This is a genomic window from Aquabacterium sp. (genome assembly GCF_049274795.1).
In the GTDB taxonomy this organism is placed as follows: Bacteria; Pseudomonadota; Gammaproteobacteria; order Burkholderiales; family Burkholderiaceae_C; genus Aquabacterium.
The window spans coordinates 26,227-47,685 of record NZ_JBASTH010000070.1 but is presented as its reverse complement, the minus strand read 5'-3'; the positions used below and the strand labels follow the sequence as shown (position 1 = coordinate 47,685).

At 68.1% G+C, this 21,459-nt stretch carries 20 protein-coding genes; 6 read left to right on the top strand and 14 right to left on the bottom strand.

What is annotated here, in order from left to right:
- The first annotated feature begins 101 nt into the window (after positions 1-101).
- Together apaG and WAQ08_RS10290 are read left to right on the top strand one after the other, a co-directional pair.
- A complete protein-coding gene (gene apaG, locus WAQ08_RS10295; RefSeq protein ID WP_422191482.1) occupies positions 102-476 on the top strand; it encodes a Co2+/Mg2+ efflux protein ApaG in 375 nt (124 codons plus the stop codon).
- Between the two features lie 12 nt (positions 477-488).
- The gene (locus WAQ08_RS10290; protein ID WP_422191481.1) at positions 489-2,687 is read left to right on the top strand and encodes a site-specific recombinase; all 2,199 of its coding nucleotides are present in this window, start codon (positions 489-491) and stop codon (positions 2,685-2,687) included.
- A 26-nt stretch (positions 2,688-2,713) separates the two neighbouring features.
- Here the strand turns inward: WAQ08_RS10290 and WAQ08_RS10285 are convergent, their stop codons facing one another.
- On the bottom strand, positions 2,714-2,878 hold the full coding sequence (locus tag WAQ08_RS10285) for a hypothetical protein (RefSeq protein WP_422191480.1): 165 nt from the start codon (positions 2,876-2,878) through the stop codon (positions 2,714-2,716).
- Here WAQ08_RS10285 and WAQ08_RS10280 point away from each other — a divergent pair.
- Positions 2,877-4,199, top strand: coding sequence for a murein transglycosylase A (locus WAQ08_RS10280; protein ID WP_422191479.1), 1,323 nt, complete (start codon positions 2,877-2,879; stop codon positions 4,197-4,199). The two genes, WAQ08_RS10285 and WAQ08_RS10280, sit on opposite strands and share 2 nt — an antisense overlap.
- Positions 4,200-4,281: 82 nt before the next feature.
- Here WAQ08_RS10280 and WAQ08_RS10275 read toward each other — a convergent pair whose 3' ends face one another.
- From WAQ08_RS10275 to WAQ08_RS10250, 6 genes are all read right to left on the bottom strand, one after another.
- Positions 4,282-5,181, bottom strand: a complete 900-nt coding sequence (locus WAQ08_RS10275; protein ID WP_422191478.1) for a DUF481 domain-containing protein — start codon at positions 5,179-5,181, stop codon at positions 4,282-4,284.
- A gap of 90 nt (positions 5,182-5,271) precedes the next feature.
- The gene (gene cynS, locus WAQ08_RS10270) at positions 5,272-5,715 is read right to left on the bottom strand and encodes a cyanase (RefSeq protein WP_422191477.1); all 444 of its coding nucleotides are present in this window, start codon (positions 5,713-5,715) and stop codon (positions 5,272-5,274) included.
- A gap of 32 nt (positions 5,716-5,747) precedes the next feature.
- Positions 5,748-6,248 carry a DUF1348 family protein gene (locus WAQ08_RS10265; protein ID WP_422191476.1) on the bottom strand — a complete coding sequence of 167 codons (501 nt, stop codon included), beginning with the start codon at positions 6,246-6,248 and terminating at the stop codon, positions 5,748-5,750.
- 48 nt (positions 6,249-6,296) lie between these two features.
- Complete coding sequence (locus WAQ08_RS10260; RefSeq protein ID WP_422191475.1) at positions 6,297-7,457, bottom strand: PAS domain S-box protein; 1,161 nt, start codon at positions 7,455-7,457, stop codon at positions 6,297-6,299.
- Between the two features lie 101 nt (positions 7,458-7,558).
- The gene (locus WAQ08_RS10255) at positions 7,559-8,512 is read right to left on the bottom strand and encodes an alpha/beta hydrolase (protein WP_422191474.1); all 954 of its coding nucleotides are present in this window, start codon (positions 8,510-8,512) and stop codon (positions 7,559-7,561) included.
- 71 nt (positions 8,513-8,583) lie between these two features.
- Positions 8,584-9,411, bottom strand: coding sequence for a hypothetical protein (locus WAQ08_RS10250; protein ID WP_422191473.1), 828 nt, complete (start codon positions 9,409-9,411; stop codon positions 8,584-8,586).
- Positions 9,412-9,637: 226 nt separating this feature from the next.
- On the opposite strand from WAQ08_RS10250, the gene WAQ08_RS10245 reads away from it, so the two are divergent.
- Positions 9,638-10,465, top strand: coding sequence for an HDOD domain-containing protein (locus tag WAQ08_RS10245; protein WP_422191472.1), 828 nt, complete (start codon positions 9,638-9,640; stop codon positions 10,463-10,465).
- Between the two features lie 8 nt (positions 10,466-10,473).
- Here WAQ08_RS10245 and priA read toward each other — a convergent pair whose 3' ends face one another.
- Positions 10,474-12,594: a replication restart helicase PriA gene (gene priA / locus WAQ08_RS10240; protein WP_422191584.1), complete on the bottom strand. Its 2,121-nt coding sequence runs from the start codon at positions 12,592-12,594 to the stop codon at positions 10,474-10,476.
- Between the two features lie 1,044 nt (positions 12,595-13,638).
- Here priA and WAQ08_RS10235 point away from each other — a divergent pair.
- Positions 13,639-13,851, top strand: coding sequence for a hypothetical protein (locus WAQ08_RS10235; protein ID WP_422191471.1), 213 nt, complete (start codon positions 13,639-13,641; stop codon positions 13,849-13,851).
- Positions 13,852-13,965: 114 nt separating this feature from the next.
- Here WAQ08_RS10235 and WAQ08_RS10230 read toward each other — a convergent pair whose 3' ends face one another.
- The 6 genes from WAQ08_RS10230 to WAQ08_RS10205 form a co-directional block, all read right to left on the bottom strand.
- Positions 13,966-14,991 carry a putative solute-binding protein gene (locus WAQ08_RS10230; protein ID WP_422191583.1) on the bottom strand — a complete coding sequence of 342 codons (1,026 nt, stop codon included), beginning with the start codon at positions 14,989-14,991 and terminating at the stop codon, positions 13,966-13,968.
- A 61-nt stretch (positions 14,992-15,052) separates the two neighbouring features.
- The gene (locus tag WAQ08_RS10225; RefSeq protein ID WP_422191470.1) at positions 15,053-16,873 is read right to left on the bottom strand and encodes a response regulator; all 1,821 of its coding nucleotides are present in this window, start codon (positions 16,871-16,873) and stop codon (positions 15,053-15,055) included.
- A 193-nt stretch (positions 16,874-17,066) separates the two neighbouring features.
- The gene (locus tag WAQ08_RS10220; protein ID WP_422191469.1) at positions 17,067-17,978 is read right to left on the bottom strand and encodes an ATP-grasp domain-containing protein; all 912 of its coding nucleotides are present in this window, start codon (positions 17,976-17,978) and stop codon (positions 17,067-17,069) included.
- 25 nt (positions 17,979-18,003) lie between these two features.
- Complete coding sequence (locus WAQ08_RS10215) at positions 18,004-18,216, bottom strand: hypothetical protein (protein WP_422191468.1); 213 nt, start codon at positions 18,214-18,216, stop codon at positions 18,004-18,006.
- Between the two features lie 191 nt (positions 18,217-18,407).
- Positions 18,408-18,965 carry an SET domain-containing protein gene (locus WAQ08_RS10210; protein WP_422191467.1) on the bottom strand — a complete coding sequence of 186 codons (558 nt, stop codon included), beginning with the start codon at positions 18,963-18,965 and terminating at the stop codon, positions 18,408-18,410.
- A 77-nt stretch (positions 18,966-19,042) separates the two neighbouring features.
- Positions 19,043-19,948, bottom strand: a complete 906-nt coding sequence (locus tag WAQ08_RS10205) for a LysR family transcriptional regulator (RefSeq protein ID WP_422191466.1) — start codon at positions 19,946-19,948, stop codon at positions 19,043-19,045.
- A gap of 412 nt (positions 19,949-20,360) precedes the next feature.
- Between WAQ08_RS10205 and WAQ08_RS10200 the strand changes: the two genes are divergently transcribed.
- Complete coding sequence (locus WAQ08_RS10200) at positions 20,361-21,449, top strand: ABC transporter substrate-binding protein (protein WP_422191465.1); 1,089 nt, start codon at positions 20,361-20,363, stop codon at positions 21,447-21,449.
- The last annotated feature ends 10 nt before the right edge of the window (positions 21,450-21,459 follow it).

The window sequence follows — 21,459 nt, the reverse complement described above, 5'->3', positions numbered from 1 at the left end:
TGTGTGACGGACGCCAGCGTGCCAAGCCTGGATGACAGCCCTATGACCCCGTGGGGTATTGTTCAGATCCCGCCTGGCGGGCCTGCCTAGAATCCCAACCCATGAGCCAAGCCCAATTCACCTGCTCCGTGGTCCCCAACTACCTTGAAGAGCACAGCGACCCGACCCGGCACGAGTACGCCTGGTCCTACACCGTCACCATCGCCAACACGGGCGATGTGCCGGCGCAGCTCGTCGGCCGCCACTGGGTCATCACCGACGCCACCGGCCACATCGAAGAGGTGCGTGGCCTGGCCGTGATCGGCCAGCAGCCCCTGCTGCAGCCCGGCGAGCAGTTCGAATACACCAGCTGGACACGGCTGAACACGCCCCAGGGCACGATGCAAGGCACCTACTTCTGCATGTCCGAGGATGCCCGCTGGTTCGACGCGCCCATCCCGGCCTTCGTGCTGTCCCGCGCGCAGTCGCTGCACTGAGCGGGCCCCTACATGGCATTTCGACTGTTTTCACACGCCAACCCACCCGTCAGCATCGATCAGCTGCTGGAAAACGCCCCCCATCAAGGATCCGCCGCGCAACGCCACCTGTGGCTGATCGAAGTGCTGCGCTGGGTGCGCCAGGGCGAATCCGTCTCCGGCCTGCAGTACGTGGTGCGCCATGTGGGCGACCACCCCAAGGCCCGACGCCGCGTGGTGGCCCTGCTGGCCGCCTGCCTGCGGGATCTGCACTTCAGCAGCCTGCTGGCCGACCACGGCTTCGCCCCGCGCGCCGCCTTCATGAGCGAGTTCAGCGAGCGCCTGCGCCGGCGCATGCTGCCCTCCAGCCCGGAGACGCGCGAGCTGTCCACCCTGTTCGGGCTGCTGTTCGATGTCGACCGTGACCCGATCTGGATCTCCAAGCTCGACGACGCCACCATGGAGCGCCTGGGCGACCTGTTCAGCCAGGCCTGGCACTATGCCGAGGACAGCCCCCTGGGCTGGCGCCAGCCCTTCATGGAGGCGCTGAGCATCCTGGCCAGCCAGGTACGTGCCGCCGGTGTATCGCCCGAGCTGCGGCTGCGCATGGGTGATGGCCCCAGCCGCGAGGTCACGCAGACCTTCGGCCAACTGGCCCGCGCCGCGGAAGATCTGCACGACCTGCTGGAAGACGTCGCTGAAGCGGAAGCCCCCGCGCTGCCCGCCCATGCGGACGACACCATTCCCTCCACGGCGGACCTGTCACGCCCGCAGCTCCCCGCCAAGCCGGATGAAAAACGCCGTGCGGCCGTGCTGCAGCAGGCCCAGTACGTGCGCGGCCTGCTGGACCACTGCATGCAACTGGCCATGGGTGTGCACAACCACCTGGAGGCTTACGGCGTCTCGGTGGACGTGGTGTTCCACATCGACCAGCTGCGTGCACGTGGCCGTCGCATCGAACAGGTGCTGGATTGCCTGCTGGCGCCCAAGCCGCACCGCGAAATGCGCGCCCTGGTGCTGGGCCTGATCCAGGACAGCGCCGAGCGCCGCAGCCTGCGTGCGCTGTTCACCCGCCACTACTCGCTGCTGGCGCGGCTGGTGGCCGAGCGCAACGCCGAAACCGGCGAGCACTACATCACCCGCACCCGCGCCGCCTATTTCGACATGCTGCGCCGCGCGGCCGGCGGCGGCATCGTGCTGGCCGGCACCACCTTCCTGAAGTTCTTCTTGCTGGCCCTGGCCGGTTCCGCCTTCTGGGGTGGTTTTGCCGCGGGCATCAACTACGCCACCAGCTTCGTCATCATCTACCTGTTGCATTGGCGCGTGGCCACCAAGCAGCCTGCGATGACGGCGCCCGCGATGGCGGCCAAGCTGGGCGATGCCCACACTGAGGAAGGCGCGGCCGGGTTCACCGACGAGGTCGTCCACCTGATCCGCTCGCAGATGGCGGGGATCATCGGCAACCTGGCCCTGGTGTTCCCGGCGGTGCTGGCGATCCAGGCCCTGGCCTGGTGGCTGCTGGGCCACCCCCTGATCGGCGACGAGAAGGCCCACCACACGCTGGAAAGCCTGACACTGCTGGGCCCCTCGGTGTTCTTCGCCGCCTTCACCGGCATCCTGCTGTTCACCTCCAGCATCTTCGCGGGGTGGTTCGAGAACTGGTTCGTCTGGCACCGCATCGACAGCGCGATGCAATGGCACCCGCGCAGCCAGGCCCTGCTGGGCCCCGAACGCGCGGCGCGCTGGGCGGCCTGGTGGCGGCGCAATGTGTCCGGGCTGGCAGCCAACGTGTCGCTGGGCCTGACGCTGGGGCTGGTGCCCCCCATCGCCGCCTTCTTCGGGCTGCCGCTGGAGGTGCGCCACGTGACGCTGTCCACCGGGCAGATCGCCGCGGCACTGGGCACCCTGGGCCTGCCGGCGCTGAACGATCCGCTGTTCTGGTGGTGCATGGCCGCCATCCCGCTGACGGGCCTGTTCAACGTGGGCGTGAGCTTCGCGCTGGCCCTGCGCGTGGCGCTGCGCTCGCGCGGCGTGCGAGTCAAAGACCGCTCGCGTCTGTGGAAGGCCATGGGCCGGCGCTTCCTGCGCCATCCCTTCAGCTTCGTGCTGCCGCCCAGCAAGCGCCAGGAGGCACGCGAGGCCGCCGAGCGGGCCCAGGCCCTGGTGCAGCTGGAAAACGCCGCGGAGGCCGCACCCTCATCAACACCGGAGGGCAAGCCCCCCCGCGCCTGATGACGCAAGCCACCCCGCCACCCTGTCTAGGACGGCGTGTCGCCCCCCGACTCATCACGCGGGGGTGACGGGGGCGGCGAGGCCACCTGGGCAGGCGGCTCGCCTTTGCGGCGCCCCGAGAACATCGTCCACCACACGAAGAACACCAAGAGCGCCAGCGCCGCCAGCGCTTCGAGCAGAATCAGCCACATGATCGGTCGTCGTCTCCGCAGCAATCACCAGCCGCACCCCCGGGTGCGCGCCTCTCTGGCCCTCATCATCGCAGCATTCCTGGCCGCCTGCGGCCAGTTGCCCACGCACCAGCCGGCCACGCCCATCCCGCCCACGCAGCCACAGCCCCCCGTGCCTGGCTTGCACAAACCCTCAGCTTCGCCGGAGATCCAGCCCGATGGCAGCCTGGCCTGGGACCGCGCACGCGCACGCTGGGTGGCCACCGACTGGGCCTCGGTGCCCGGCTGGACGCAGGACCGCGTGGGCGAAGCCTGGAGCGCGCTGTGGCGCAGCTGCCAGCGCGCCACGGGCGACTGGCTGCCGGTATGCACACGAGCGCGCACGCTGGGCGCAGGCTGGGGCCGAGAGGCCGGCGACGAGGCCGTGCGCCGCTGGCTGGAAGCCAACCTGCGCCCCTGGCAGGTGCAGAACTACGAAGGGCAGACCACGGGCTTGCTGACGGGTTATTTCGAGCCGCAGGTGGACGGCATGCGCAAGCCGGTGGGCGCCTTCCAGACGCCACTGTTCCGCCCGCCGGTGGATCTGGCCACCCGCAAGCCCCACTACACCCGCGCCGAGCTGGACATCCTGCCCGAGGCCCGTGCCTCCCTGATCGGGCGCGAACTGATGTATGTGGCCGATCCCTTGGACGCGTTGATGATCCAGGTGCAGGGCTCGACCCGCATCCGCGTGCTGGATGACCTGACGCCCGACGGGCAGCCCAGGCAGATCCGGCTGGCCTTCGCGGGGCACAACAGCCAGCCCTATCAATCGGTGGCCCGCTGGCTGGTGGACCAAGGCGCGGTGACGCTGGACCAGGCCTCCTGGGGATCGATCCGGGGCTGGGCGGCAGCGAACCCGCAGCGCGTGGCAGAGATGCTGCGCGCGAACCCGCGTGTGGTGTTCTTCCGGGAAGAGCCCTTGACACAGCCTGATCAGGGGCCGGTGGGGGCGCAGGGCATTCCGTTGACGCCCGGTCGTTCGATCGCCGTGGACCGTGATGCGGTGCCCTATGGCACGCCGGTGTGGCTGGACAGCACGGAGCCACAGGCCTGGAGCGCGACGGCAGCGCCCTCACGCCCGCTGCAGCGGCTGGTGGTGGCGCAGGACACGGGCGGAGCGATCGTGGGGGCCGTGCGGGCCGACTATTTCTGGGGCTGGGGGGATGAGGCGTTGACGCAGGCGGGGCGGACCAAGCAGCCACTGCGGGTGTGGGCCTTGTGGCCTCGCGATACCGCCAGCACGCCGAGTGATCCGGCACGGATCCTGGGGATGGGGGATGAGCGGGCGGCTGTGAAGTAACGGCTGCATTTCCGTGTCTTGCGATGGTTTGAGCGCTTTGTCGAGGGAGCGCCCGGAAAGGACGCAAGCCAAGGACAAGAGCCTAGCCCCCCACCTTCAAGTTCACCCCTGTGAACAAGGCCGTGTCATTCTTTTCCCGCCCCTCAGCCGCATTGCCATCGTAGTTGTGCACCAGCCCCACCGACAGCGACAAAGCCTTGGTCATCGCCACGTTCAACGAAGCATTGAACCGCAACAACCGCGACTTCGCCCCCGTCAGACCGGGATAGGCCTCCAGCCGCTGCTTGAAGGTCACCGTGTCCGTCAGCTCGTGGGATGACTCCTCCGCCAGCAACAGGCCCACGCTCGTGAAATGCCGCCCCGTCTTGTCGTCGATCGTCGTATCCACATTCCAGCGGCTGTCGGTGTAGCTCAGACCGGCTGAGACGTCGAAGGTGTGCTTCGGCCCCTTGAGCACGTGGTAACCCAGACCAGCGCCCACCAGCGTGCGCAGCGACAGCTCGGTGACACGGTCACGCTCGAAGCCCAGGCGCGTGAAGCCGAACCAGTCGGGCGTGAGGTCATGGTCGTACTGGCCGCTCAGACCCCAGCGTGCCGCACTGGTCTGGCGATCACCATCCCCCGTCCGTGTGCGCCCCTCGTTGACATACCCCGTCAGCGTCGTCTTGTCGTCAGGCCGCTTGAGGTTCAGGTCCATGTTGAGCAACAGCGTCGTGCTGTCGGTGTTGCCCGAGGTGGCGGCCATCGACGCACCGACCTGCCCGCGCCAACGGGGCTTGTCATCGGGCGTGGCTGAGGATGCCGCTGGTGCGGCTGCAACTGCAGATGTTTGCGCGTGCACCAATGGCTGCGCCGACACGGCAGCAAGGCCGGCCACGCAGGCCAGCATCACGCCACTCGGCCGCCACGGCGCCTTCGTCAAAGGCAGATGACGTCGTCGGCGGCGGATGACGGAAGAAGAGAGGGACAGACCACGGGCCATGCATGTGCTCCTTTTAAGGTTTCACCAACAAAAGGGCTTACCGGCCATGGCGCGGACCTTGCGCGGTCCCCGGACCACGCAAGCCCTGCTTCAGTACGTTTTATACGGCAGGAATTTTCCGGACATCACGATGCTGACCCGGTCGCCAGCAGGGTTGGGCTCGCGCTGCAGGTCCATCTTGAAGTCGATGGCGCTCATGATGCCGTCGCCGAACTCTTCGTGGATCAGCGCCTTGAAGGTGGTGCCGTACACGCTGACCAGTTCGTAGAAGCGGTAGATCAGCGGGTCGGTGGGCACGCTGGTGGGCAGCGCGCCCTTGTAGGGCACTTCCTGCAGCCACAGCTTGGCCTCGTCGGGCAGGTCGAACACCTCGGCCAGCACGCCAGCCTGCTCAGAGGTCAGCGTCATCTGGCCCAGGCAGGCGGCGGTCACCCACTCCTTGCTCAGGCCCACCTTGGTGGCCACGTCGGCCCACTTCAGGCCCTTCTTCACCTTGGCCTGCACGATCAGGTCGGTCACGTCTTCGCGGTTCATGTTTGTTGCTCCTGTTTCAAAAAAGAGAGGGGTCAGAGTTGCCGTTCGGAGGCATCGATGGGCACGTCGTTGATGGAAGCCTCGCGGCGGGCCATCAGGCCGCGCTCATCGAAGGTCCAGTTCTCGTTGCCATAGGCCCGCCACCACTGGCCCTGGTCGTCGTGGTCCTCGTACTCGAAGCACACGCCGATACGGTTGCCGCTGAAGGCGAACAGGCGCTTCTTGAGCTTGTACTGGTGCTCCCTGGCCCACTTGCGCGCCAGGAACGCCTTGATGGCCTCGCAGCCCGTGAAGAACTCGCTGCGCTCCAGGCCCGGGGCGTTCACCTCGTGCCCATCCATGAACACATGGCCCTCGCTGGCCTGCTCCAGCCCCGACAGGGTGTTGAGGATGGTGGCCACGTGCATGGGCTTGGCCGTGGAGCCCAGGCCCATGCTGATCGACAGCGGCATCGGCGACAGGAAGTGCGTGGCGTCGAACTCCTTGTTGAGCATCTTGTCGCGGATCAGCGCCCAGCCGGCCGTCTTGACCACCCAGGCCCTGGCGCACGATGTGGTGGTCGTCGACCAGCAGCACGCGGATCATGAGACAGCCCCCTCCAGCGGCACGGCCTGCCCCTGCTGGTACAGCGGCATGGTCAGGATCACGGTGGTGCCGCTGCCCAGCTGGCTGTCGATGTGCAGCCAGCCGCCGAAGTGGCCGGCGCGCTCGCGCATGCCCATCACGCCGTAGGCATCGGTGCTGTCGAAGGCGCTGGGCGGGGCGCCCCGGCCGTTGTCTTTGACCAGCAGGGTGATGTCGCTGGGCGTGGCGCTGATGCGCATCTCCACCTGGGTGGCATTGGCGTGGCGCGCCACGTTGCTCAGCAGCTCCTGGAAGATTCGGAACACGGCGGTGGCCAGCGGGCCTTCGGGCGCTGTCAGGTTGGGCGCGATGTCCATGGACCACAGGCAGCGCAGCTCGCCGCTGTCGGCGAAATCCTGGGCCTGCCACTCCAGCGTGGCCCACAGGCCCTGGTGGTCCAGGATGGAAGGTCTGAGGTCCGTGATGATGCGTCCCACGTTGTCCACCGCCATGTCGATCAGGCCGCGCATGTCTTGGCACTTGCAGCGCAGGTTGAGCCTGTCGTCCAGGCGTTTCTCCAGCCAGCTCACGTCCATCTTCAACCCGACGAGCAGGCTGCCAAGCTCGTCATGGATCTCGCGGGCGATGCGGGTGCGCTCGGCCACGCGGCGTTCGAGCAGTTCGTGCGCGGCGCGCAGTTGCTCCTCGTGGAGCTTGCGCTTGGTGATGTCCACGAAGGTGACGACCGCCCCGTGCACCACGCCTTCGTCCAGGATGGGGTAGGACGAGTACTCGGCCGGAAAGGCCGTGCCATCACGCCGCCACAGCACCTCGCTGTCGATGCGGCAGTGCACGCCGGCACGGAAGGCATTGAAGATCGGACACTGTTCGGCCGGGTAGTGCTGGCCGTCCGGGTGGGTGTGGTGGGCCAGGGCGTGCATGTCGCGGCCCAGCACCTCCTCGGGGTCGTGGCCCAGCATCTGGGCCCCGGCGCGGTTGATGAAGGTACAGCGCCCGTCCATGTCGATGCCGAACACCCCCTCGCCGGTGGATTCCAGCAGGAGGTTCAGGCGGTCGCGCCACACCTCGGCCACGCGCTCGGGCGCGACCAGGGGTGGCTTGGAACCACTGAGGGGCTGGCCGTTGGCCAGCAGGGCGGGTGAAGGCAGGGCACTCATGACAGCGTCGGTTGACGCCTGCCTTGCAAGCCCCGTGCCGGATCAGCCGGGCCCTGTGCAACGAAATGTCGTCACAGGGCCGGTGATTTCCCCGGGTTGGCTCAGCCCGGCAACAGGGCGCGTTGCACGGCCTGCGCCAAGGCGGTGTGCATCTCGGCCGCCTGGGGCAGGAAGCGCCCCATGTTGATGAAGTCATGCACCGTGCCCGCGTACACCGTGAGCTGCACCGGCACGCCGGCTTGCTCCAGCGCCTGGGCATAGAGGCGGCCGTCGTCGGCCAGCGGGTCGCATTCGGCCAGGGCGATCCAGGCCGGGGCCACGCCGGCATGGCTGGGCGCGATCAGGGGCTGGCGGTGCCAGGGCTCCTTCAGGTCGCCGCCGGTGGCCTGGGCCTCGAACCAGTTCATCAGGGCCTGGTCCAGCATCAGGCCGGCCGAGGCGTAGGTCTTGAACGATTGCGTGGCCACGCCCACCTGCACCGAGGGGTAGATCAGGCCCTGCAGCGCCACGGGGATGCCGGCATCGCGTGCCAGCAGTGACACGGCGGCCGACAGGGTGCCGCCCGCGCTGTCACCGGCCACGGCCAGGCGGCTGCCGTTCAGACCCAGGGTGTGGCCCTGGTTGGCCAGCCACTGCAGCGCTGTCCAGGTGTCGTCCAGGCAGGCGGGGTATTTGTGCTCGGGCGCCAGGCGGTACTCGATGGCGACCACGGCCACGCCGCTTTGCGCCGCCACCGAACGGCACATGGCTTCGCAGGTGTCGATGCCGCCCACGACGAAGCCGCCGCCATGCACATAGAGCAGCACGGGCAGGCCGGCCTCCGTGGCGGGCGCCCACAGGCGCGCGCGGATCGCGTAGCCATCCGGGGTGGGGATGGTGAAGTCCTCCACCCGGGGCAGCGCCACCGGCTGGATCGTGCTCACGCCCACGCCCATGCGGTAGGCCTGCCGGGCCTGGTCGACCGGCAGGGAACTCATGGGCGGGAAGCCCGCGCGCTTGACGTTCTCGATCAGGGCACGGGTGGCCTGGTTCAGCTGGTCCAGGGGGGTGGGCATGAGGATGTGTCTCCGTTTGAACTGATGCGCCTTTGACTGTAGCAAGAAGCCTCAAGCCCCTTGCAACACCCTCACGGCAGGCTGACGCGGATCTCCAGCACAGCCTGCTCGTCGCTGCTGACGCTCTGTGTACTCAGCATGCCGCGGCGCTGCACCTCTTCCTGGCGGTTGGTCTGGGCCACGGGCACCCATTCGCCCAGCGGCACGCTCAGCGCGGTCTGCACCACCAGGCGCGCCGGGGGCGTGCCCTGGGCGTCCTGCGTGAAGGGGCGATCGGGGTGGGCTGGCGCTTCGGCCTCCAGCTCGACGGTGGCAGATTTGCCGCCAGACCAGCGCGGCGTGGCCGTGAGACCCTGGCCAGCGTCCACCCACAGGGTCTGCGCCACCAGGCCGACCTGGGGCTGCACGCCCTGGCCACCTTGCTGGCCGTTGCCCCAGCCGCCGGCGCCACCTTGGCCGCTGGAGCCCAACTGGGCCACCCACTGCCACTGCGTGATCGGGCGCTGCTGGCGCAGATCCAGCCGCGCCTTGCGGCCGTTGAGCACCAGTATCTGCTGGTGCGTCTGCTGATCGCGCTCAAGCTGGCGGGTGGACAACTCCACCCCGCCCTGGCCAATCACCCCGCGGCGGCTATCGATCACCAGGCCCCCCTGGCGCACCCCGGCGCGCGACTGCTGCGCATCCACCGAGGACACCACCCGCCACGACACCAGCAGGTTGCGCGCGGGCACCTGGGCCGAGGCCACCTGCAGGCCCGCCGCCAGATCGGCCAGCGCCAGCGCACACCCCATGGCCAGGCCGACCACCTGGCCCAACCCGCGCCGAGTCATCGGCCTGGACGTCCCGGTTGTCGCCCCGGTCACGCCCACTGTCGCCCCAAGGGCCGCTTGCTGCTTCATCGTGCGCTCCTCGTTGGATCCCTCAGCATGACGGCTGACCCGGGGTTTCCCCGTCCGTCCTAGCGAACAAACTGTGCGGTTTCGCACCCTTTATTTCCGTTGTTTGAAATTCCCACGATCTGGGATGCTCAAGTCGTGCTCCCGGCGGGTCGATATTCAGTGAACTCTGCCACGTCCTGCGGGGGATCGGTGGCGTATTGGTTTCATCAAATTTGGAGGCTGACTCATGCAGCTCGAAGCCCTTTTCAAGCAACCCCAGGCCCTGCCGGCCGTGCCCAAGATCGTCCATGAGCTGATCGACAGCTTCAATGCCGAGGACATTTCGATCGACGAGATCGCCAAGAAGATCCAGGCCGATCCGGTGCTCTCCGCGCGCCTGCTGCGCCTGGCCAACTCGGCCTACTACCACGTGTCCCGCACCGTGGGCACCGTCGATGACGCCGTGATGATGCTGGGCTTCGTCACCGTGCGCACGCTGGTGATCAGCTCGGGCCTGACCAGCGGCTTCAAGGCCATGCCGGGCATGGATCTGGGCAAGTTCTGGAAGTACAGCCTGCACGCCGCCGTGGTGTCGCGCTGGCTGGCCAAGACCGCCGGCCACAACGCCGACCTGGCCTTCACCGTGGGCATGATGCATGGCATCGGCCAGCTGGTGATGCACGCCGGCATGCCCGAGCCCATGCTGCAGCTGGACAAGCAGGCCGGCCCGATGGACCCGCGCCGCCTGGACATGGAAAAGGCCTCCTTCGGCTACAACTTCGCCACCGTGGGCGCCGAGCTGGCCCGCCAGTGGAAGTTCCCCACCGCCTTCTCCGACGCCATCGCCAAGTTCCCCGAGCCGCTGACCAGCAAGCCCGTGGACCCGATCGCGGCCGTGCTGCACCTGGCCGCCTGGCGCGCCCGTGCCGAGCACAACGGCCTGAGCGAGAGCGAGCTGGCCGCCACGGTGCCGGCCGAAGTGGCCACGGCGCTCAAGCTCGATCCCAAGAAGTTCCTGGCCGACATGCCGCCGATGAGCGAGTTGTGCGAGGGCATGGAAGCGCTGCTGGGCTGAACCTCTTTTCAGATCGCCAGCGGGTCCACATCCACCGCCCAGCGCACCAACCCGCGCGGGCGGTGTTGTTGCGCCAGGGCCAGCCAAGTTTCCGTGGAGCGTGACAGCAGGCGCTGCAAGGCGGGGCGGGAATCGGCCTCGATCAGCATCTGCGCCCGCTCGATGTTGGCCACGCGCTGCACGGCCGTGGGCACCGGCGGGTAGAGCAGGATGCCGCCCAGCTCGGCCGCCAGTTCCTCCACCAGTTTCGCGGCATCTTCCAGGAAGCCCTGCGCGGCCTCCTGCGTCTTGCCCTCGGCGCGCAGCATGGCCAGGTGAGCGTAGGGCGGCAGGCCCGCCGACTGGCGCTCCTTGAGCTGCTGCCTGGCAAAGGATTCGTAGTCATAGCGGGCCAGGGCTGCATACAACGGGTGATCGGGGTGCCAGGTCTGCACCCACATCTCGCTGCTGTGGGCCACGCTGGCATCGCGCCCGGCGCGCCCGGCCGCCTGCAGCAGCAGCGCGAACTGGCGCTCGGCCGCGCGGAAATCGCTGGCGAACAGCGCCGCATCGGGGTTCACGGCCGCCACCAGGGTGATACGGCGGAAATCGTGCCCCTTGGCCACCATCTGCGTACCCACCAGGATGTCCACCTCGCCAGCGTGCACGCTGGCCAGCTTGTCTTCCAGCGCCCCTTTGAGCTTGGTCACGTCGGCGTCGATGCGGCCCACGCGGGCGGCGGGCAGGGCCTGAGCCAGTTGCTCTTCGAGCTTCTCGGTGCCTCGGCCCACGGGGTGGATGTCCAGGTTGCCACAGTTCGGGCAAGCACGCGGCACGCGGTCGGTCAGGCCGCAATGGTGGCAACGCAGAGTGCGGTCCACCTTGTGGAAGACGCGCCAGGCACTGCACTGCGGGCACTCGCTCTTCCAGCCGCAGTCACTGCATTGCAGCACCGGGGCATAGCCACGCCGGTTGAGCAACACCAGGCTCTGCTCGCCACGCTCGATGCGCTCGGCGATGGCGTCCAGCAGGGCCTGGGCCAGCGGCGGCGCCTCCTGGCCGGGGCGGGGCTTGGGCTCGCGTGACAGGTCCAGCCGGCGCACGCGCGGCATGCTGCCCTGGCCCACGCGCGAGGGCATGGTCAGGCGCTGGTAGCGGCCCGCGCCACCGTCGGCCACGGGCAGGGCGTTGAACCAGGTCTCCAGGCTGGGCGTGGCCGAGCCCAGGATCACGGGCACCTTTTCCAGCAGGCCCCGGTACACGGCCAGGTCGCGGGCGGAATAGCGCGCGCCGTCCTGCTGCTTGTAGGACGGGTCATGCTCCTCATCGACCACCACCAGCCCCAGGCGCGGCATGGGCGTGAACACGGCCAGGCGTGTGCCCAGCACGATGTCGGCCAGGCCCAGGTGGGCCAGCATCCAGTTGCGCAGGCGCTGGGCCGGCGTCAGGCCGCTGTGCAGCGACACGATGTGGCGGCCGGCGAAGCGCGCCGCCACGCGGGCTTCCAACTGGGGCGTGAGGTTGATCTCCGGCACCATCAGCAGCACCTGGCGGCCGGCCTGCAGGGCACGGTCGGCCTGGCGCAGGTAGACCTCGGTCTTGCCGCTGCCGGTGCTGCCCCACAGCAGGAAGGTCGATGACGGCGCCGCCGCCCCGCCGCCTGGGCTCGGCAGCAGGGATGCGGGGGGTGCCAGCGCGTCCAGCACCACCTGCTGCTCCGGCGTGAGCTCGGGCAGGGCCTCAGGCGCGTCAACGGCATCGGCCGGCTGGGCCAGGGCCTTGTTCAGGCGCTTGAAGCGCCGCGCCCACTGCACGGCATCCAGCTGACGCAGCTCCGGTGGCAGCACCATCATCGCCATTTCACCGAGGCCTCTTTGGTAGTAAGCGCTCGCAAACTTGATCAATTGCCGCCAGGCCAGGGGCAGAGGCGGCAGATCGGGCAGCACCTCGATCACCGGTTTGAGCTGTGCCAGGTCCCAGGCCTGCGCGGCCTCATCGGCCAGCGCATCCCACACCACACCGGTGACAGTGCGGCGCCCCAGCGGCACGCGCACCACCGTACCCGGCAGCAGAAGCTGGTGGGCCAGGTAGTTCAGCGGGCCGGTCAGGCCACTGTGCTGCGGGGCCTCCACCAGCACGCGCACCCGCACCTCGGGCGCGGCGTCCGGTACAGCGGCAGGCTCTGGGGCCGGGGAGCGGGGCTTGGCAGGCACCTACGTTTTGTCTCCGTTATTCCTACAAATCGATGAAAAGAATGCGCTAAGTCCTTGATCCAAAGGAGCTTCCCCCTTATCCCCGGGGTTTGTGGATAACTTTGTGGGCAAGGCTTGCAAACACGCGCTAACTGCTTGTCAGGTGGTCGTTTGGGCTAGATTGCCTCAGATTTGAGCACGCCCGTTCGCTCTATATAAATCAATTACTTAGCACACTTTGCGGGTGTTTCTGCAATCCCGGACGTACGCACCGACTCTGGGCGGTATGGGATGTCCAAGATGGGGATAACCGAGGTCTGGATTCTGAATTTTAAGTATTTACCCTAGTTTCCATTTACCTTACAGGGTGTGTAGTCCTTCACGAAATGGCCGAACTCCCTGACTGACGCCGAGTCGGCTCGCACCGGGCCCGGGCCTGCATTGTTTCATGAGCGCGACGGGCCCCGCCGGCGCCCACCGCGGCAGTTAGCCGACGGCCTCAAAGTCACGGCCCAGCTATGGCCTCTAAGTGCTTGATTCGATTGGCCCGCACATCGCCCCACAGCCTGTGGATAACTTTGTGGGAAAAATATGCACACCTGTGCGTGTGCAACGATGTCCCTGGGGTTTCCCCCAAACACCCCTCAGGCATCAGTGTTCAATTTATTGATTCAAATCAATCACTTGCGACACATCTCCGTGTGTTTCCAGGCCCTCTTGACAAGGCGTCCGCCATCACGCTCGCTCTGCGCGCGGTGGGGATAAGTGCACCGCATTGGGTCGGCCCAAGGGGTTTTCCCAGGCCTCTCGGGCACCGTCAGGGGGTTGTGGATCGGCAGGTGCGTCAGGCGTTTTCCGCAAACGTCCGCACGCCCGAATACCCTGCCCGCGTGGGGCCCAACGTTCGTTTGAAATGCCAGCGAGGCGAGTTATGCTTTAGCCTGCGCAGGAAGCTCCCGGCTGTCCGCGTGTTTTATCCACCATTACCTGAGAGACAAATCCATGAGCTTCTCGATCGAATCCAAGCTTGGCGATCTGCTGGACAACGAACAAACCAAGGCCATCCTGGAAAAGCACCTGCCCGGCATCTCCACCCACCCGCAAATCGGCATGGGCAAGGGTTTCGCCCTGTCGATGGTCGCCAAGTTCTCCGGTGGCCTGATCACCGACGACCTGCTGCAGAAGGTTGACGCCGACCTGAAGGCCCTGGCCTGATCCCGGTGCCTGGCGCGCCGGCCTGGGCTTGACCCGCCGGCTGCAGCCCCAGGAAAAACGCCCGCATGATGCGGGCGTTGTTGTTTGCGGCCGGGGCAGACCGCCCCATGTGCTTCACCAGTTCTCGGTGGCCTGGGCGCACTCGGCCGCCTCGGCGTAGACGCTGCAGCGGATCTTCTTGATCAGCTTGAGGCCGCGCTTGTCGTACAGGCCTTTCTCGGCCATGTCGATGCGGCCCTCGCGCATCAGCACCACATAGCGCTCGGCATCGGCCGGCGTCGGCTCCATCCACAGCTTGGCCGGCACCTCCTTGTCGGAGCGGGCCACGATCTCCATGACGCGGTCGTAGTTGGCGAGCCAGTAGTCACGCGATTTCTGGCCAAAGCCCGCCGGGAACTTGTCCTTCTTGAAGACCATCTGGTAGGTGAGCATGGCCAGCGGGAAGCTGGACACCCCGCCCTTGCTGCCGATGCCCTTGTGCAGCTCCAGCGGCCGGTAGACGATGGACGGCGCGATGATCACGTCCACATTGCCGTTGTTGAACATGGTGCCGAAGTTGGTGACATCGGCCGCCACGGGGCGCGCGCCCACGCGCTGGATCAGCGCCGCCTGGGATTTGTCGTAATCCATCGCGGCCACGCGCTTGCCGGCCGCGGCCTCCAGCGTGCTGATGCTGCGGTCATTGACGAAGGCATACGCCGCTCCCAGCGGGATGATGCCGCCGACCTCGTAGTTGCCGGCGTTCATCAGCTCGGCCGCCTTGGGTGAGCTGAGCGTCTGGATGAAGCGGCGCACCACCTCGTAGCTGGCCGTCAGGTCCAGCTTGCCTTGCTTGACGATGGACGAGGCGCCCACCGAATCGAGCGCGGTGGGCAAGGAGATGAACTGGCGCGTGCGCAAGGCCGTGGCGCTCACGGCATCGCACTGGCCGGTGCGGAAATCCTCCACCGCCACGCGCTCGTCGATGAAAGCCTTGATCTCCAGGTCCACGCCATGGCGCTGCATGGCGATGACGTAGTCACGGGCGGCGCTGTAGCCCTCACCGCTGGTGCCCAGCGGGTCGTAGATGCAGATGCGTTGTTTGGCCTGGGCCAGGGGGGCCAGCAGCGCCAGCAGGGCTGCTGCGCACACGGTCTTCATCACGTTCAAGCGGGGTCTCCTCGGTCGTTCTTGTGGGGCGCCTCATGGCGCATGGATGCCATTAGGACACATGGACGGCGCGCTGGAGCAACACACGCTCCAGCACGGCGCGGATGTCGTCGGGGCCGAAGGGCTTGGCCAGGTGCTCGTCCATGCCCGCCGCCAGGCATTGCGCACGCTCATCGAGCAGGGAGTTGGCCGTGAGGGCCACGATGGCCACGCGGGCCTGGCCCTTGGCCTGCTCCATGCGGCGGATCTCGCGCGTGGCCTCCAGCCCGTTCATCACCGGCATGGCACAGTCCATCAGCACCACGTCGCAGCGGTGCTGCGACAGCCAGGCCACGGCCTGCTGCCCGTCGGTGACGGTGTGCACCTCGCAGCCCAGGTGGCCCAGCACGGCTTCGGCCACCAGGATGTTGACGGCGTTGTCCTCGGCCAGCAGCACGCGCAGGCCGGTCAGGCCGCCTTCGGCCGGGGCTTGGCCATCACTGCCCGCCTGCAGATCCTGCTCGGGCCCGGCCACGTCGGACTGCGCCGGCATCATCATCGTGGCCCGGAAGATCGAGCCCACGCCCACGGCGCTGTCGCACACCAGATCGCCGCCCATCGAGCGGCAGAGTTGGCGCGCGATGGCCAGGCCCAGCCCGGTGCCGCCATGCTGGCGGTCGAGCACCGCGCTGGAGGCCGCGTGCGACTGGGTGAAGGCATCGAAGATGCGCTCGCGGTCGGCCTCGGCGATGCCCACGCCGGTGTCGCGCACCTGCAGCTCGACCAGGCCATCGTCATGGCGGCGCGCAATCAGCTGGATGCTGCCGTGATCGGTGAACTTGACGGCATTGCCCAGCAGGTTGTGCAGCACCTGACGCACGCGGGCGGCATCGCCCACCACCGGGCAGGGCCCGTGCCAATGGCGCAACTGGCGCAGCGGCACCTGCTTGCGCTGGGCCAGCACCTGGAACACGCCGGTGACATCGTCCAGCACCTCGCCCAGCTCGAAGGGCCGCGCCTCGATGCTCATGCGGCCGGCCTCGATCTTGGAGAAATCGAGGATGTCGTTGATCACGGTGAGCAGGTGCTCGCCAGAGCGCTCCATCAGCGCCAGGCGCTGGCGCTGGTCAGCACGGGGCTTGTCCTGCTGCAGCACACGGGCCAGGCCCAGGATGCCGTGCAGCGGCGTGCGCATCTCGTGGCTCACGGTGGCCAGGAAGCGGCTGCGCGCATCGCTGTGGTGGCGGGCCTGCTCCAGCGCACGGGCGCGCTCGCCGGCCACATGCTCGTGCATGAAACGCAGACGCAGCAGCTCGGTGATGCGGCGCTGGCTGCGCACCGTCTCCAGCATGATCACCGCCATGAAGCCGAGCATGGAGACCGCGCCGAACAGGCCCAGCGAATCTTGGCGCCACAGCACATAGGCGATGTTGGGCAGCAGCATGGGCAGCGTGAAGCAGGCCACGGCGCGCGTGTCCACCGAGTTCATGAAGGCGCCGATGGCGGCCAGGCCCATCAGCGAGCTGATGGTGACCACGGCCAGATCCAGGTTATACAGGGGGGTGAGCCACCAGCAGACGGCGCCCCAGGCCAGGCTGTCGAGCGCAATGAAAACCAGCATCAGTTGGCGCCCCCGCGCCACATCGACACCGGGCTCGCCGATGCGGCGCATCAGCCACTTGGCCTGCGCCAGACGCGGCAGCAGGCACGCCAGCTTGATGATCAGCCAGGGCCACAGCCGCGCCTCGGGCACCAGGTGATGGATCAGCCAGGCCACGATGGCCGCGAACACGCCCGAAGCCAGCAAGGCCACTTCGACATGGTCAAGCAGCATGCGCAGTCGGGCGGCGCGCACCTGGTCTTCCAGGCCGGCCTGTTCTTGCAGTGACAGCATCTTGGAATGTCTCTGGGACTGTTGCGTGGCACTGCGGACCAGTATCCGGACACGACCCGACATCGCCCCTTCGGGTTTGTGCCCAGATGGGGTGCAAAGACGTGCGGAGATGGCGTCAGGCACCCCCTCGAATGCGGGGGTTGGCGTGCTTTCAGAGGCCACGGGCCTTGCGCACGGGCCCTGAACCGTGGGCTCAGGCGCCGCTGCTTAGGTGCTCGGCCATGGCGTGGCACAGCGCACCACCGCAGGCGGCATCAAAGCGCGCGAACATGGGCGAGGTGTTGAGCTCTAGGAAGACGAGGTCGCCGTCGTCAGGGTCGGTCTTGAAGTCGGCGGCACCGAAATCCATGCGGAACTCGCGCATCAGCGCATGCAGCGGCTGGGCCGCGCGCGAGGGCACGGGCACAGGCTGCACGTCGGCATCCTGCAGGGCGCGGTAATCGAGCGAGGGGCTGCGCACCTCGAAGGCGAAGGTCTGGGCCCCGACGACAAAGATGCGCAGCTCGGGCGCCACCAGGCGGGGCTGCACCAGCGCGGGCATGGCCAGGAAGGCGGGCTGGCCATGTACGGGACGCGGCGCGGCCTGCAGGGCCTCGTCCAGCGTCTGGCACAGGCCGCCACCGGCCACGGGCTTGGCGATGCAGGCCTCGCTCAGGCGCGGCGCCAGTTGCGCGGCATCGTTGCTGACCCAGGTGGGCGGCACGCGCAGGCCGTTGGCGCGGGCACGCAGCAGGGCGGCCGGCTTGTTGAACGGCACCGGGGTGATGTCGCGGTTGAACAGCCGCACCTCGGGGTGGGCCAGCAACCAGCCTTGCACGGCGCTGTACCAGCCCAGGGCCCGGGTGGACACCTCGGGGCGCGGGTCGTCCAGCGGCGCGAAAACGTCCTGGCGGATGAAGGCGCCGCGTGGTGGCGGTCCGTCGCCCCAGGGCGGTGAAGGTGGTTGAGGCGCATCCGGGGAAGGATCAGCCTCCAGATCCCAGTGAAAGGGCGGGCTGCTGCCCGTGGGCACACGCAGGTCCACCCAGGGGCAGCCCAGGGCCTGAGCCGCCTCGGCCAGCGCGTGCAGGCTGGGATCGGCCTGGCCTCCGGCGATCAACAGCATCGAGGCAGCCGCCCTCATCTGCGCCTCAGAACGAGCCGAAGGCGCCGCCGGTGCTGCTGGTGGTGGCGCCGCCACCGCCCTCTTCGCCCAGGGCGAGCGTGGTATAGATCGGGCCTTCCTCGCCCAGGGCCTTGGTGGTCACGCCACCGCCTTCTTCACCCAGGGCCAGGGTGGTGACGGGCGGGCGGATGCGCGCGCCGCCCACGTGTTCTGCCTGGGACTTGTCGAGTTCCTGCATGGTGTCTTCTCCGGTTGAAGGATGGATGGCCTCTCAGCGGGATTTTTGGGTTGCCGACCCAACAACGAGGCTAGGCAGGGCGGCGGCCAGCGTCAACCCAGGCCCCCTAGATCCTGGGACAAGAGGATGCAACAGTCGTGGAGAGGCGTTACAGGGCTGGCCTTGGCGGACACCCCAGCGGCTGATCCGTGTCAAAGCCGGCCGATGCAACGCGGCGAGCCGCAGCGGCACACCAGCTTGCCGCCATGGTGGGTGGGGCCATAGCGCGCGGTGAGTTCCTCACCGGGCTGGATGTCGCGCAGCGCGTAGAAGGCCACGCGGCCCTGCTGCACCTTGAGCACGGTGTTGGGCTCGCAGGCATGGTTGACATGGCGCAGCACGTCGGTGCCCGCGGTGGCGTCCAGCGTGCGGCGCTCGGACAGGGCGATCATGTAGATGCGGCCGCCCTCACGGGCTGCGGCCCGGGCGCGGGCATAGGCCTCGGTGGTGAGGATGGATTCGCCGCGGATCTCGCCGATCTTGCGGCGCGCGGGGATGAACTCGGCCGCGAAGGCACCCAGGCCGTCGATGGCGCTGGGGGCGGCGATGACGGCGTACTTCTGCGGATCCGCTGGCGTGCCGCGTGGGCGGGGAGTGGCAGGTGCTTGCGTGTCGGCAGCAGCGTCTTTGTTGGCTTCGGCGGTGTCATGCCCAGGCTCGGCCGGGGGCTCGGTGGACGACGAAGAGGCAAGAGGGCGCAGCGTGGGCATGGCAGGAGTATCGCGCCACGGGCCCCCAGGCTGCGCCACGCGCGTCGCACGGCATCGGCGCCATCAGCACGCGCAGATCAAGCCGCCAACTGCCCCAGCCCTTGCAAGGCCACCTTCAAGTGCTCGGCAAAGGCATGCGCGATCACCGGCAGTTGCCGCCCGCGCAGTCCGGCCAGCACCAGGCGCCCGTGCGGGAAGTTGCGGTCCTCCAGCGGCCGGGCCACCAGCTCGCCGCCATCCTCCACCGTGCCGATGGCGATCTGGAAGGACACGGCCTGGCCGTGGTACAGGCAGCCGCGCAGGAACTCGAAGGAGTTGCTCTCGACCACCGGCCGCAGCTTGACGGAGCTGCGCACCAGAAACTTCTCCAGCAACTGCCGCCCGCCGATGTCGCGGTTGGGCAGCATCAGCGGGTAGTCGGCGCAATCACGCACGCGCACGCTGGGCCGGGCGGCCAGCGGGTGGTCGCGGTGCATCACGGCCACCAGGCGCTGCTCGAACTCGGCCAGCACCTCGATGTCGGCCTCGGGCGCGAGATTGAACACCAGGGCCAGATCGGCCTCGAAAGCGCGCAGGGCGTCCAGCGCCTGCAGGTGGTCGCCGATGCGCACCTGGTGCACGACCAGGGGGTGCGCCTCGCGGAAGCTCGCCACCACCCCGGGCAGAAAGACGGGCGCCAGGGCCTGGCTGGCCACCAGGCTGACCCGCCCGCGCCGCAGGCCCCTCAGCTCCTCGATCTGCGAGCGCACTTCATCCAGCTCGGCCGTGCGGCCGCGGATGTAGCGCACGAACAGCTCGCCCGCGGCCGTCAGGCGCATGCCGCGCGGCAGGCGCTCGAAGATGGGCGTGCCCAGCTCGTCCTCCAGATCGAGGATGCGGCGGTTGACGGCGGAAGGCGCCACGTGCAGGCGTTCGGCCGCCTGGCGGATGGAGCCGGCGCGCGCGACTTCATCGACGTAGCGCAGGAATCGAAGGTGGTTCATGCGGACGTCAGCGAGCAGTTTCGATGCCATGGCACGCGCGGCCATCGTTGCCGCAACAGCAACAGCACAAGCCGCCGTGCACACAAAACGGCAACGGCGATGCACCACGATCAGCCCGCCTCCGATACAGAAAAGAACCAATTTGGGGCATCGCACCGGCCGGCCCGGAGGGCTCGACGGGGTGCTTTCGGACAGACCGGGCCTGAGATCGAACGGTTCTGCTGATGCAACCGCAGGGGCTGCCGCAAGGCCGATGGCTCCGCACGCCCCGTGAACACAGGCCTTGCCGCCAACCGTTGCCCTTTCGGCAACGCAGAACGCCCGAAAAAGCATGACTTAAGCACGCCCCGGGCACCGCATCCGGCACGGCCAATGCAATACCCCGTTCATCGACGATGACGGAGCTTTACCCGTGTCCCTGACCCGCACCTCTGCCCAAGCAGCCCAGACCACACTGTCCACCCCTTCCCGGCGCGCCACCCTGCACCGCTTCGCGGCCGCCACCGCCCTGGCCCTGCTGGGCGCCACCGCCGCCCAGGCGCAGACCACCCCCATCAGGTTCGTGCTCGACTGGAAGCTGCAGGGCGTGCACAGCTGGTACTACCTGGCGCAGGAGCGCGGCTACTTCGCCCAGGAAAAGATCGACCTGCAGATCGACACCGGCGACGGCTCGGCCAACACGGTGACCAAGGTGATGGCCGGCAGCTACCAGGCCGGCTTCGGCGACATCAACGCCATCATCCAGAACGCCGCCACGCGCCCGGCCGGCACGGTGCCGGTCATGGTCTACATGATCTACAACCGCGCGCCCTTCGCGATCATGACCAAGGCGGGCAGCCCCATCAAGACGGTCAAGGACCTGGAGGGCCGCACCATCGGCTCGCCGGCCGGCGGCGCCGCGATGAAGATGTTCCCTGCCCTGGCCGAGCTGAACGGCATCGACGCGAGCAAGGTGAAGTGGAGCCACATGGCGCCCAATCTGCAGGAGCAGATGCTGCTGAACGACCAGGTCGAGGCTTCGGCCGTGTTCTCGGTGACCAGCTACATGAACCTGGTGGGCCAGCGCGTGGACCCGGACAAGGACATCCGCTGGTTCCACTACGCCGACCACGGCATCGCGCTGTACGGCAACGGCGTGCTGGTCTCGCCCGCGCTGATCAAGGACAAGCCACAGGTGGTGGCCGGCCTGGTGCGCGCCATCAACAAGGGCCTGCGCGACGCCGTGGCCGATCCGGACGCGGCCATCGCCGCCCTGAGCAAGGCCGAGCCCCTGGTCAACAAGGCCCTGGAAAAGCAGCGCCTGCTCTACGCCCTGCGCCAGGTGGTGCTGACGCCCGAAGCCCAGCGCAGCGGCGTGGGCGACGTGCAGGACGAACGCCTGCAGCGTGCCATCGGCCAGGTGGCCCAGGCCTTCGACCTGAGCAGGCAGCCCGCGCCCGGCGAGGTCTTCGACCGCCGCTTCCTGCCGCCGCTGGCCGAGCGCCAGTTCAAGCTCAAGTGACGGGCCCACG